The following is a 12784-nucleotide window of genomic DNA, read 5'->3' as shown; positions in this document are numbered from 1 at the left end:
TCCGACAGGTAGTCCCTGAAAGAGGAGGGGCGCCGGCCACGCGCCGGCGCCCCTCCTCCGCGTACTGCACTCGTCAGGACTGGTGCGCCCGGCCCATGACCCTGGTGAACGTCGCCGGGTCGTCCTCGAAGCCGTGGATGCCGGGGCGGAACTGCCAACCGCCGGACTCGTCGCGTACGAACTCGCCGATCGTCGCCGCGGTCGCACCGAGGACGCTGCCGAAGTCGTCCTCGGCCAGGACGGTGTAACCCTCGCGGATCCGCAGGCCCGGGTTGCGCACCCCGACGAAGGTCCGCTGCGCCGCGCGCTGCTGGATGATGACTCCGACCACCACGCGCGCGTACCGGCCGTCCAGCCGGTCGAGTTCGAGGGTCATGACCTCGTCCCAGCCGAAGCCCTTGCCGTCCTTGCTGTCCCGGTTGAGGTAGATGGTGCCGTCGGGGGACCGGCTGTCGAAGTGCACCGCGTAGACGGGCTCGCCGTATGGATCGCTCGCCAGATAGGTGGCGGCGATGATGTCGAGATCGGTGGGAGGTTCTCCCGTCGGACTCGGGTCCCATTTCAGTGCGACTTCGGCCTTGCGGATCGCTTTGTTGAGGCCGTTCACCAAACTTCCCCTTCCCCGTTCCCCATGCGCTGCATCCGCCCTGAACTGCGGGGCGGACAAGGCCGGTTGTCCATCCTGCCACGCATGCGGAGCCATGGACCTCAGTGCTGTCCGCCGGAGCGTGACCGACGCCACGCTCCGTGGCCTTACCATGGCGCGGTGCTGGTCAAGTGGATTCGCTGCACCGTGGTGGACCGCCGCGGCTTCGAGCGGGGGCAGCGAAAGTGGGCGGGGCTTCTGGGGGAGCCGGGGTTTCGGGGACAGGGCGGTGGCTGGAGCCGGGGACGGACAGGTGTGGCGCACGTTTTCGCCTTCTGGGAGAGCCGTGCCTTCTACGACTCCTTCATGGCCCGCTCCCATGACCGGCTGGCGTCCGCCCAGGTGGGCACGTTCAAGGACGCCCAGGTCAAGCTCTTCGACTACCGCTTCGACGTGAAGACCGGCTTCGAACCACGCTTCACGGACGCCGACCTGGTGCGGGTCGCCCACTGCCGGGTTCACGAGGACCGCGCCGAGCACTTCACACTGATGCAGGAGAAGGTGTGGAACCCCGCCATGGCCGGTTCGCCGGGCATGATCCGCGGGCTGTTCGGTGAGGCGCCGGGACATGAGTTCATGATCCTGTCGATGTGGCGCTCCTCCGCCGAACACGGCAAGTACCGCGCGGAGCGCGTGGAGCGGCTGGCACTGCGGGCCCAGACGGAGGCGGACGTCGCGGCACTCGCGGGCGACATCGTCCAGCTCGAACCGACCTGGATAGTTTGAGAACTGGACGCACCGGCACGTTGTTCGTGCGCCCCGCCGTGGCCTGTGGTGCAGGAAATGTGTGACCTACGCCGTATGGAGCCCGTACGAGTGCTCGATCAGCCGTCACCCGATCTAGGGTTCTGGCATGGCAAGACCACGGCGCATCGTCCTTGTCCGGCACGGAGAGTCAACGGGCAATGTTGATGACACCGTCTACGAACGCGAGCCCGATCACGCTCTGGCACTGACCGAGCGCGGATGGCGACAGGCCGAGGAGACCGGCAAGCAACTGCGGGATGTCTTCGGACGTGAGCGCGTCAGCGTGTACGTGTCGCCCTACCGCCGTACGCACGAGACCCTGCGCGCCTTCCACCTCGACCCCGAGCTGATACGTGTGCGCGAGGAGCCCCGGCTGCGCGAGCAGGACTGGGGCAACTGGCAGGACGGCGACGACGTACGGCTCCAGAAGGCCTACAGGGACGCTTACGGTCACTTCTTCTACCGCTTCGCCCAGGGGGAGTCCGGCGCCGACGTCTACGACCGTGTGGGCGGCTTTCTGGAGAGCCTGTTCCGGAGCTTCGAGGCCCAGGACCCCCCGTCGAACGTGCTGCTGGTGACCCATGGCCTCGCCATGCGGCTGTTCTGCATGCGCTGGTTCCACTGGACGGTCGCGGAATTCGAGTCGCTGTCGAACCCCGGCAACGCGGAGATGCGGATGCTCGTTCTCGGGGAGGACGGCAAGTACACGCTTGACCGGCCTTTCGAGCGCTGGCGGGATCCGGAACCGTACGGGATCACCGGATAGAGTGGCGAAGCGATGACCCCTGATTCCTCTCCCGACGGGCGCCTGGACCGCGCCCTGGCCAGCCTGCGTGGACTCGCGGTGGGGGATGCGCTGGGCTCGCAGTTCTTCGTCCCGGCCAACCTCCCGCTGCTCAAGCGGTGCGAACTGCCGCCCGGGCCCTGGCAGTGGACGGACGACACGGAGATGGCCTGTTCCGTGGTCGCCGTCCTGACCGCCCACCGCCGCATCGACCAGGACGCCCTGGCGCACTCCTTCGCCGAGCACCACGACTTCGACCGGGGATACGGTCCCGCGGTCAACCGCCTGCTGCGACTGGTCCGGGAGGGCGGCGACTGGCGCGAGCTGGCCGCGGCGCTCTTCAACGGACAGGGGTCGTGGGGCAACGGCGCGGCGATGCGGATCGCTCCCCTCGGCGCCTGGTACGCGGACGACCCGGAGCAGGCGACCCACCAGGCGGAGATCTCCGCCTATCCCACGCACCAGCACCGTGAAGCCGTCGTCGGCTCCATGGCGGTCGCGGCGGCCACCGCGCTGGCGGCCGCTCCCAGCGGTCCGCCGAGCCCCGAGGCACTCCTCGACGGCGTCGTCGCGCTCATCCCCAAGAGCGCCGTCGGCGCGGGCCTGCGGCGCGCACGGGACATGCTCGACTACGGCGACGCGGGCACCGTCGCGGCCGTCCTGGGCTGCGGACGGCGTACGTCGGCCCATGACACCGTGCCGTTCGCGCTCTGGTCGGCCGCGCGAGCTCTCGGCGACTACGAGCGGGCGTTCTGGACGACCGCACAGGTCGGCGGCGACGTGGACACGACCTGCGCCATCGTGGGCGGCGTGCTCGGCGCGGGGAAAGCGGGGATGCCGCCGGCAGAGTGGGTGGAGCGGACCGAGGACTTGCCCGACTGGGTCCGGGCGGCTGCCTGACGGCGGTGGCCCGAGGCGCCGCTGGAAACTCTCCGTGTCTGCCGGGAACTCTGCGTGACCATCCGCCCGTTGTTCCAGCATCGACCGTGTCACGAGTCGGTGCGGGTGGGAGTCACACGAGAGTTCCGGGGGCGGTCATGCGGTTCATGGTGGTGTCGGCAGCGCTTCTGGTCCCGATCGTGCTCGGCGCCGTGCTCCGCCTTGCAGAGCGAGTGCGGATGGCCGGACCGGCGTCCTCGCCATCGGTCCCCAGGACCCGGTCCGGCCATCCGCGGTTCGATGCGGGCGTGTCGCCCGGATCAGCCGACCGGCGCGGCAACCGCACCGGAGAGTGCCTCCAGATCGCTCTTGCGGACCCGGATCACGAACCACGCCGTGGCGAGGGCGATTACGGCCATGGCCGCGGCGGCGACGAAGGCCATCGAGATGCCGTGGGCGAGCACCTCGTGCCCCCAGGTGCCGGGCAGCTGGTGCGTCTTGGCGAACTCCGCCTTCTGCTCCGGCGAACCGCCCGTGAGGAACTTCGGCAGCTGCTTCTCCGCCTCGTTCCTGCTGGCCGAGCCGAACACCGTGGTCAGGATGGACAGACCGAGCGAACCGCCCACCTGCTGCATGGCGTTGAGCAGTCCGGAGGCAGCGCCGGCCTCGTGCTGGGCGACACCGGAGACCGCTGTGACGGTCAGTGTCACGAAGTTGAGTCCCATGCCGAAGCCGAACACCAGCATCGGACCGAGCACCCCGCCGACATACGTGCTGTCGGAGCTGATGAAGGTCTGCCAGGTCAGGCCGAGCACAGCCAGAGCCGAGCCGGCGAGCATGAACGGCTTGGGTCCGAGCACGGGCAGGAACCGCTGCGACAGACCCGCGCCGATGGCGATCACGACCGTCACCGGCAGGAAGGCCAGGCCGGCCTGGATCGGCGTGTACCCCAGCACGTTCTGCACGAAGAGCACGATGTAGAAGAACATGCCGAACATCGCAGCGGCCAGGGTCAGCATGATCACGTACGTGCCCGAGCGGTTGCGGTCGGCGAACATCCGCAGCGGGGTGATCGGCTCCTTGGCCCGGGACTCGATGAGTGCGAAAGCCACCAGCAGTACCGCGGCGGTGGCGAAGGAGCCAAGCGTCAGGCCGTCCCGCCAGCCCTTGTCCGCAGCGCGGATGAATCCGTAGACGAGGGAGGCCATACCGACCGTCGAGGTCACGGCGCCCGCGATGTCGAAGCGGCCCCTGTGCCGCTGCGACTCGCTGATGTACATCGGCGTGAGGACGGCGATCAGTACACCGATCGGCACATTGACGAAGAGCACCCAGCGCCAGTCGAGCCACTCGGTGAGCATGCCGCCCGCGAGCAGACCGATCGCGCCACCGCCCGCGGAGACGGCGGCGAAGACGCCGAACGCCCGGTTCCGTTCCGGGCCTTCGGGGAACGTCGTGGTGATGAGTGCCAGAGAAGTGGGCGACGCGATCGCGCCACCCATGCCCTGCAGGACGCGCGCGGCCAGCAACTGCCAGGGTTCCTGGGCGAGTCCGCCGAGCAGGGAGGCGAAGGTGAACAACAGGATGCCGGTCATGAAGACCCGGCGGCGGCCGAGGATGTCACCGGCCCGGCCGCCCAGCAGCAGCAGGCCGCCGAAAGTGAGCGTGTAGGCGCTGACGACCCAGGTGAGGTCGGTGGTGCTGAAATCCAGCGCCTTCTGAATGTGCGGGAGCGCGATGTTCACAATCGTCGCGTCGAGTACCACCATGAGTTGGCAGGCCGCGATGACAGCGAGCGCGATACCGGGGTGCCCTTCCCGGCGAGCCACACCTGGCTTCTGTTCCTTGATCAATTGAGAGGTTGTCACTGTGCATCCCCCACGAATACGGTAGTGAACGCTCGCGTTCACTGACCCGTCAAAGGTAGTGAGTCCCCGATAGAGAACGCAAGCGTTCACTTAAATTGGTGTGTCGCGTGACGTATCCCCCGACATCGCCGCGCGGCGCCACCCCATCCCCGCAAATCCCCGCTCCTCATGCCAGCTGGAGACACTCAGATGGTCACCTCGCGCTGGACGGCCGCCCCCGCTCAGGCGGCCTCCCTCCGTCGGCGCGGCGTCGTGCTCGAACGCGCGATCCTCGAAGCCGCCCTGGAACAGCTCAGTACGGTCGGATGGAACGGCCTCACCATGGAGGGCGTCGCCGCCGGCGCCCAGACCGGCAAGGCCGCGGTCTACCGCCGATGGCCGTCCAAGGAAGACCTGGTCGCGGACGCGCTCCAGGCAGGACTGCCGCGCCTCGAGCAGGCTCCCGACACGGGCAGTGTCCGGGAGGATCTGCTCGCGCTGTGCCGTGGAGCCCGGGACGCGATGTTCTCCCGTCCCGGTTTCGCGGTTCGCGCCGTGATTCACGAGTGCGACCCGATCCAGGCGGAGCGCTTCCATGCCGTGATCTTCGACGGCATCGTGGAGCCCTTGCTCACGCTGCTCCGCGAGATCATCGCCCGCGGAATTGAGCGGGACGAGGTCCGCTCCGACGCTGCGAACGACTACGTCTACGACGCCATCCCGGCCATCATGATGTACCGCAACAAGATGTGCGGGAGTGAATGGGGAGATCGTGATCTCGAGGAAATGGTCGACCAGTTGATGCTTCCGCTGCTGCGGCCGGGCGGTGCCTGAGGGTGCGTCGCGACGGTCGGTGCCCGACTGACGGAAACCAGGGTGTCGCCGGGTGATCCACGGGGCGTAGGCTAAGGGCGCCATGCCGTACGAACCGCCTACTCACACCGTCGAGCGCTCACTTCGCGCCACGACCGGAGCGAAGATCATTGCCGGCGTCGACGAGGTGGGGCGCGGCGCCTGGGCCGGTCCCGTCACCGTCTGCGCGGCGGTCACGGGTCTGCGTCGACCCCCCGAAGGTCTCACCGACTCCAAGCTGCTCACCGTCAAGCGCCGTACCGCTCTTGCGGTGCAGCTGGAGACGTGGGTGACGTCGTACGCACTGGGGCACGCCTCTCCGGAGGAGATCGACGAGCGGGGCATGACAGCCGCCCTGCGTCTGGCGGCCGGGCGCGCCCTGGGGGCTCTGCCGGCCCGTCCCGACGCGGTGATCCTCGACGGGAAGCACGACTATCTCGGCACTCCCTGGCAGGTCCGTACGGTGATCAAGGGCGACCAGTCGTGTGTGTCGGTCGCGGCGGCCTCGGTGATCGCCAAGGTTCAGCGCGACAAAATGATGGCCGAACTGGGTATCGACCATGCAGACTTCGCTTTTGCGGACAACGCCGGGTATCCGTCACCCGTGCACAAGGCCGCACTGGCGGAGCGGGGGCCCACCCCGTACCACCGGTTGTCGTGGGCGTATCTTGATGCGCTGCCCCAGTGGCGGCATCTCAAGAAGGTCCGCAGTTGGGCGGACGGAGGCGTTCCGGAGATCGAGGGTCAGCTCGGCTTCGACTTCTGACGATTCCGCTCGCACTTGTGTGCCACCCGCCTGCGCGAGCCGTACCAACGTTTGATAAATATCAGCTCATGCCTCTCATTCCCGAGGAGCCTCAGATTCACGAGAGTGCCCAGGGTCCCCGCGCCACGCCGTCCAGCGGCCGCACCGCGCCGACCCCTCGTCCCGTACCCGGTCCGCGTCCCGCGGCTCCGCCGCGTCCCGGTCGTCCCGGTCCGCTTCGGCCCGCGCCGCCGGCGCAGCGCTCGTCGCGTGACGCGGCCATGGTGCAGCCCGAGCCTTCGGCCCCGGCTGCTTCGGCCACCCCGCAGATCCAGCTGATCCCGGCCCCCGTGGGCGGCGCGCTCGATGCCGCCGACGAAGCCGTGGACCTGCTTCTGGACTCGGGGCGCGCCCCCGGCGAAGTACTGGTGATCACCACCGGTGAACAGCACCCGTGGGCCGCCCACGAGCTGTCCTTCGGCGAAGCCTCCTACTGGGCGCAGCACGACGCGGGCGACGACGTCTTCTACATGGACGCTGATGTCGCCGGTCGCGCCGCCGCCCGTCCCGTGGTCGTGGTCGCCGTCAACGGCAGTTCCGACGCGACCGCCGCCACAGCGCTGCCGCTGGCCCTTTCCCGGGCCGGCACCCTGCTGATCGTCTGCGGTGACCCGCAGCAGATCAACTCGGTTCTGGGCGCGGGCGTCTGAGCCTTTTCCGGCCCGTCCGCAAGGACACCGGAACGGCTCGGACGCCGTAGCGGCGGACAAGCACAGCGGGCGTTTCGCCATGCGCTGATGATCCCGGCAGGCCCGGCGGGCGTGCGCGTTCGCCGGCGGTTGCGGGGTTCCCCGGAGTGCCGGTACGGCTCGGCGGGTGGAGGCCGATTCCCGCCCGGCGGCGCTCTCAGCGGGCCGCCGCGCGGCGCAGGACCTCCGAGGCCGCACCACCGGTCCGCGGCAGCGGAGGCGGTGCCTCGGACGAGCCGAGGGGCTCCGGTGTCGACCCCGCGTGGGGGCGGCGTCCGCCGCGACCCTCGCCGAGGACCTGCCAGCCGTCCCGCGTCAGCGTGATGTACGCGCCGCAGCGCAGTCCGTGCAGAGTGCACGCGTCACGCAGGCCCCACATCCATGCGCCGTCCTCCTCGGTCCAGCGCGCGTCGCCCTCACGGCAGTAGAGCAGCACGGCGGTGCGCACCGGTGCACGACGCCGCAGGTCGTGCGGGATGACCCGGCGCAACTGGGCGAGCAGCGTGTTGCGGAACATCCAGCCGTCGGCCGCAGCGGCCCGGCGCGTGAACGAGGCGCTCGCGCACAGCCGTTCGTCCGGATCGAGCACGGCCACGACAGCGGTCGCGGGCCGGGGATGGTGACGGGCGTGCAACCCGCTGACGACCTCCCGGGGGTTGCGCAGCAGGGGGATCCCGGCTGAGGCCCACTCCGCGGGTTCGAGCATGCGGGCGAGGGGGTTGGCGGACGCGGCGGACAGGGCGGCCGATGCTGACGCGGCCGCCGAGGACGGAGCGAATCCGAAGGTCACGGTCCTCCCTTCGGCTACACGCCCGCGCTACGGGCGGAGGTCTTGTACGGGGGAGCGCGCACCGCAAACAGAGCCCTTGCCGGGCCCACGGACAAGCCGTGCGGGGAGCTGACTTCAATTCTTGCGGTCGAACTTGGATGCGGCAACGAGCAATTGGGGCCACTGACCGAAATCTGGGGGTGTGTGGTTTATATCCCTACCCAGAGTGTTGAGCCACGACCCATGGGACGGCCGTTCACCTCAGATTCGCACACCGTTGGGCTGGGCGTGTTCCAGAGGGTCGGTCCGTCTCTCGTCCGGCGAATGGTCCGTCGACGACCCGCCACGCGTCGTCACACAGGGTGAAGTGGCTGATTGTCAGTGCTGTCGGGTTGCATGGGGGCATGGACGATGTGGAGCTCCGTACCGAAGCCGACGCCATCCTCGCTCAGCTGGTGGGTGACCCCGGCGGTTCTGCGCGCCTGCGGGAGGACCAGTGGGAGGCGGTCGAAGCGCTGGTGCGTGATCACCGGCGTGCCTTGGTGGTGCAGCGCACCGGCTGGGGCAAGTCGGCCGTGTACTTCGTCGCCACCGCTCTGCTGCGCCGGCGCGGCTCCGGCCCGACGGTGATCGTCTCGCCGCTGCTGGCGCTGATGCGCAACCAGGTCGAGGCGGCGGAGCGGGCCGGCATCCGCGCGCGCACCATCAACTCGGCCAACCCGGAGGAGTGGGACACGATCCACGAGGAGGTGGAGCGCGGCGAGACCGACGTCCTCCTCGTCAGCCCGGAGCGCCTCAACTCCGTGGATTTCCGCGACCAGCTGCTGCCCAAGCTCGCCGCCACGACCGGCCTGCTGGTGGTCGACGAGGCACACTGCATCTCCGACTGGGGCCATGACTTCCGCCCGGACTACCGCAGGCTGAGGGCGATGCTCGCCGACCTCGCCCCGGGCGTGCCGGTCCTGGCCACCACCGCGACCGCCAACGCGCGCGTCACGGCGGACGTGGCCGAGCAACTGGGCACCGGCTCCGGCGAGGCCCTGGTGCTGCGCGGCCCCCTGGATCGGGAGAGCCTGCGGCTGGGCGTGGTGCAACTGCCGGACGCCGCGCACCGCCTGGCCTGGCTCGCCGAGCATCTGGACGAGCTGCCCGGCTCCGGGATCATCTACACGCTGACGGTGGCCGCGGCGGAGGAGACCAGCGCGTATCTGCGCCAGCGCGGCTTCCCGGTGGCCTCCTACACGGGGCGCACGGAGAACGCCGACCGGCTGCAGGCCGAGAACGACCTCCTCGCCAACCGGGTCAAGGCCCTGGTCGCCACCTCGGCGCTGGGCATGGGTTTCGACAAGCCGGACCTGGGCTTCGTGCTCCATCTCGGCTCGCCGTCCTCGCCGATCGCCTACTACCAGCAGGTGGGCCGCGCCGGCCGCGGCGTCGAGCACGCCGACGTACTGCTGCTGCCCGGCAAGGAGGACGAGGCCATCTGGCGCTACTTCGCCGATACGGCCTTCCCGCCCGAGGCGCAGGTACGACAGACCCTCGCGACCCTCGCCGACGCGGGCCGCCCGCTCTCCGTGCCCGCACTGGAGGCAGCGGTCGACCTTCGGCGCAGCCGACTCGAGACCATGCTGAAGGTGCTCGACGTCGACGGCGCGGTCAGGCGCGTGAAGGGTGGCTGGACGACGACCGGCGCGGACTGGGTCTACGACACCGAGCGCTACGCCTGGGTGGCACGGCAGCGGGGCGCCGAACAGCAGGCCATGCGCGACTACGTGAGCACGACCGGGTGCCGGATGGAGTTCCTGCGCCGGCAACTGGACGACGAGGGGGCGCGCCCGTGCGGCCGCTGCGACAACTGCGCGGGCCCCTGGGCCGATTCGTCCGTTTCGACGGAGACGCTGACCGCAGCGACGAAGGAACTTGACCGCCCCGGGGTGGAGGTCGAACCACGCCGGATGTGGCCGACGGGGATGCCCGCTCTGGGCGTCGAACTCAAGGGTCGTATCCCGGCCGGGGAGCAGTGCTCCACGGGGCGTGCTCTGGGCCGGCTGTCGGACATCGGCTGGGGCAACCGGCTGCGCCCGCTGCTCGCGGAGAACGCGCCCGACGGTCCGGTCCCCGCCGATGTGCTGCAGGCCGCGGTGGCGGTCCTCGCCGACTGGGCGCGCTCTCCGGGTGGTTGGGCGCCGGACGTCGCGGACGCCATGGCCCGGCCCGTGGGGATCGTCGCCGTACCGTCCCTCACCCGCCCGCAGTTGGTGGGTTCACTCGCCCAGGGGATCGCCACGGTCGGCCGACTGCCGCTGCTGGGCGCGCTGACGTACAGCGGACCGGGAGGTGCGCACTCGGTAAGGCGCAGCAACTCCGCCCAGCGACTGCGGGAATTGTCAGGTGCGTTCACCGTCTCGGAGGAGCTGAGGGCCGCGTTGGCCGGGTCTCCTGGGCCTGTTCTGCTGGTGGACGAATACACCGACTCCGGGTGGACGCTCGCGGTTGCCGCGCGGCTGCTCCGTCGGGCGGGCAGCGGGCAGGTGCTTCCGTTGGTTCTTGCCGCGACGGGCTGAGCCTCTGGCCCAAGCCCGAATTGACGTGTCCCTGGCCCGACTTATCCACAGGGCAAAGCGGAGTTTTGTGATCCGCGAGATCGTCAGGGCATGACGAATCACGGCGAAACAACTGGATCCCCCGAAAACGGCAAGGCTGCGGAGCGTGACGAGCACGATTTCGACGAGGAGGGTCTGGGGCGCTTCGACGAGGAGTGTCCGGGCCCCTTCGACGACGAAGGTTCGGGACGCTTCGGCAATGAAGGTGCGGGAAGCACCAGCGAAGGTGCAGTGACCATCGACGAAGACGCAGTGAGCTTCAACAAGGGTTCGGGGCGCTTCGACGACAAGCGGTTGAGCCAGCCGGACCCGCGCCCGGGCCAAGTCGACTGCACCGCCTACGACAGCCACGGCGCCCAGCATCAGGTGACACTCCGTACTCCGGCAGAACTGGCCGACGCGCTGCCGTATCTGCTCGGGTACCGCCCCGAGGACAGCATCGTCCTGGTCGCCCTGCACGACCGGGACGTGCGTGGCCGGTTCGGCGGCCGCGCACGGCTCGGCATTCCCTCCAGCGCGGACGACTGGGGTTCCGTGGCGCGACAGTTGGCCCAGGGACTGGTGAAAGGAAGCGAGCGCAGGGGAGCCCGGCCCGAGCAGATGGTCGCCTACCTCTGCCAGGAACCGCAGAAGGGCGAGTCAGGGCGGGACGTCATGGAGCGGTTGCGCCCGCTGGCCCAGAAGCTTCGCGTCGAATGCGGTCTCCTCGACGTGCCCGTGATCGAGGCACTGTGCATCTCGGACGGTCGCTTCTGGTCGTACTGCTGCGTGAACGAAGCCTGTTGCCCGCCCGATGGCGTCCCCATGGGGCTGCCCGGCACTTCGGTCCTGGCCGCAGCTGCCACCTACGCCGGCCTCCAGGTGCGCGGCTCTCTGCGTGAACTGCGGGCCAGGCTGCAGCCTTGGGAGACCGCCGCCGCCCTGGAGCAGGAGAGCGCCTTGGATGCCGCGAGCATGGCGCTGGTTCCCAGGATTCTTGACGACGTCAGTCGTGCGGGCGTGGCCGACGAGACGCTGGAGCTGGCCGCGCGGATCATGCACCGGCTGGCGGACGCCCCGCCCATGTCCGGCCTTCTCCTGTCGGATCTACGCGATGACGAACTGCTCGGACACGACGAGGCCGCGACGGTGATTCTCGGTCTGCAGGACCGCGCGACCCGGGACCGGGCGGCCGAATGGATGGAAGGCGATGACGCCGTCAACGCACTCCGGCTCTGGCGAGCCCTGGCCCGCAGGTGCGTCGGGCCCTACGGCGAGCACGCTGCGGCGCCCTTGACGCTGGCAGGTTGGGTCGCCTGGTCGACGGGCGACGACCTGGAGGCCCGCGAGGCGCTGGCCATGGCGCTGGGCGCGGATCCGGGCTACCTGTTCGCTCGCCTCCTGCACCAGGCCTGTAACGAGGGACTGGACCCGGAGTCGATCCGCCGCTGCCTTCGGGCGGAGCGGAAGGACCGCGACCGCGTGCCGGTGGCAGTACAGGGACCGCTCGACGAGGACGCGGATCTCGGCGAGGACGTGACGTCCAGCAGGGACGAGGAGTTCTGCAGGGACAAGGAATTCTGCAAGAACGAGACGGAGGCGACTGCGGACCCGTCGGCAGCCGAGGCCGTCGAGACGGACCCGGTACCGGTAACACCGGGAGCGACTTCCCGCTCGCGACGCCGCGTCCGACAGCGCGGCGCTGTGGGTGGCCATCCGCGCTCGGCGCCATCAGAGGGGCGGGGGAGTGGAGCGAAGGTTCCTCGCCCGCGGACGCCCGCGGCAGGTGGCACCCGCCCTCCCGCCGCACGGGCCGAGCACACGCGCCCGCGTACCTCCGGGAAGAGCGCTCTGCGCCGCCGCGGCAGCCGTCCCGGGGACCTGCACACCGGTCCCGGGAATCGGCACGCCGGAAGCGACGGCACCGAGGGGGAGGCGTGAGCGCGTGCCAGGGAAGCGCCGGCCGGTGCGGCCGGATCGAGTTCAGCCACGGCCCGACGTGAGCGTGACCCGAAGGACCCCCCTTCCGTTCACCTGTGTGGTGGAGCACCCGGATGCCCGTGCCGCCACCCCGTCACGTCCGTCCGGACCCCCCACCCGGCGCCGCACACGCCCGAGGCGCACCGAGCGCAGAAGAAGCCACGCCATGCATCAGCTGACTCCGCCTTCCGCCGCCGCCGACGA

At 69.8% G+C, this 12784-nt stretch carries 11 protein-coding genes; 8 read left to right on the top strand and 3 right to left on the bottom strand.

Features of this window, described 5'->3' with window-relative positions:
• Positions 1 to 73 precede the first annotated feature (73 nt).
• Positions 74 to 607, bottom strand: coding sequence for a TerD family protein (locus ACGFYN_RS03650; protein ID WP_393864072.1), 534 nt, complete (start codon positions 605 to 607; stop codon positions 74 to 76).
• 159 nt (positions 608 to 766) lie between these two features.
• On the opposite strand from ACGFYN_RS03650, the gene ACGFYN_RS03645 reads away from it, so the two are divergent.
• The 3 genes from ACGFYN_RS03645 to ACGFYN_RS03635 all read left to right on the top strand — a co-directional run bounded on the left by ACGFYN_RS03645 (position 767) and on the right by ACGFYN_RS03635 (position 3077).
• The gene (locus ACGFYN_RS03645; protein ID WP_393864071.1) at positions 767 to 1372 is read left to right on the top strand and encodes a YdbC family protein; all 606 of its coding nucleotides are present in this window, start codon (positions 767 to 769) and stop codon (positions 1370 to 1372) included.
• 127 nt (positions 1373 to 1499) lie between these two features.
• Positions 1500 to 2159: a histidine phosphatase family protein gene (locus ACGFYN_RS03640; RefSeq protein WP_393864070.1), complete on the top strand. Its 660-nt coding sequence runs from the start codon at positions 1500 to 1502 to the stop codon at positions 2157 to 2159.
• Positions 2160 to 2171: 12 nt separating this feature from the next.
• Positions 2172 to 3077, top strand: a complete 906-nt coding sequence (locus ACGFYN_RS03635; protein WP_393864069.1) for an ADP-ribosylglycohydrolase family protein — start codon at positions 2172 to 2174, stop codon at positions 3075 to 3077.
• Positions 3078 to 3376: 299 nt separating this feature from the next.
• Here ACGFYN_RS03635 and ACGFYN_RS03630 read toward each other — a convergent pair whose 3' ends face one another.
• Positions 3377 to 4924, bottom strand: a complete 1548-nt coding sequence (locus ACGFYN_RS03630; RefSeq protein WP_393864068.1) for an MFS transporter — start codon at positions 4922 to 4924, stop codon at positions 3377 to 3379.
• 189 nt (positions 4925 to 5113) lie between these two features.
• Between ACGFYN_RS03630 and ACGFYN_RS03625 the strand changes: the two genes are divergently transcribed.
• From ACGFYN_RS03625 to ACGFYN_RS03615, 3 genes are all read left to right on the top strand, one after another.
• Positions 5114 to 5737 (top strand): TetR/AcrR family transcriptional regulator, encoded by a 624-nt coding sequence (locus ACGFYN_RS03625; RefSeq protein WP_393864067.1) that lies wholly within the window; start codon positions 5114 to 5116, stop codon positions 5735 to 5737.
• A gap of 82 nt (positions 5738 to 5819) precedes the next feature.
• The gene (locus tag ACGFYN_RS03620; RefSeq protein ID WP_393864066.1) at positions 5820 to 6521 is read left to right on the top strand and encodes a ribonuclease HII; all 702 of its coding nucleotides are present in this window, start codon (positions 5820 to 5822) and stop codon (positions 6519 to 6521) included.
• Positions 6522 to 6589: 68 nt separating this feature from the next.
• Positions 6590 to 7210, top strand: coding sequence for a hypothetical protein (locus ACGFYN_RS03615; RefSeq protein ID WP_393864065.1), 621 nt, complete (start codon positions 6590 to 6592; stop codon positions 7208 to 7210).
• A 196-nt stretch (positions 7211 to 7406) separates the two neighbouring features.
• Here ACGFYN_RS03615 and ACGFYN_RS03610 read toward each other — a convergent pair whose 3' ends face one another.
• The gene (locus tag ACGFYN_RS03610; protein ID WP_393864064.1) at positions 7407 to 8039 is read right to left on the bottom strand and encodes a hypothetical protein; all 633 of its coding nucleotides are present in this window, start codon (positions 8037 to 8039) and stop codon (positions 7407 to 7409) included.
• Positions 8040 to 8422: 383 nt separating this feature from the next.
• Between ACGFYN_RS03610 and ACGFYN_RS03605 the strand changes: the two genes are divergently transcribed.
• Positions 8423 to 10582 (top strand): RecQ family ATP-dependent DNA helicase, encoded by a 2160-nt coding sequence (locus ACGFYN_RS03605; protein WP_393864063.1) that lies wholly within the window; start codon positions 8423 to 8425, stop codon positions 10580 to 10582.
• Between the two features lie 90 nt (positions 10583 to 10672).
• Positions 10673 to 12541, top strand: coding sequence for a DUF4192 domain-containing protein (locus ACGFYN_RS03600; RefSeq protein WP_393864062.1), 1869 nt, complete (start codon positions 10673 to 10675; stop codon positions 12539 to 12541).
• Positions 12542 to 12784: the final 243 nt, after the last annotated feature.

Origin of the sequence: Streptomyces sp. NPDC048419 (genome assembly GCF_043200415.1) — a bacterium.
Classification (GTDB): domain Bacteria; phylum Actinomycetota; class Actinomycetes; order Streptomycetales; family Streptomycetaceae; genus Streptomyces.
Note: the sequence above shows the minus strand (reverse complement) of the source record. Positions and strands in the feature narration are given on the sequence as shown.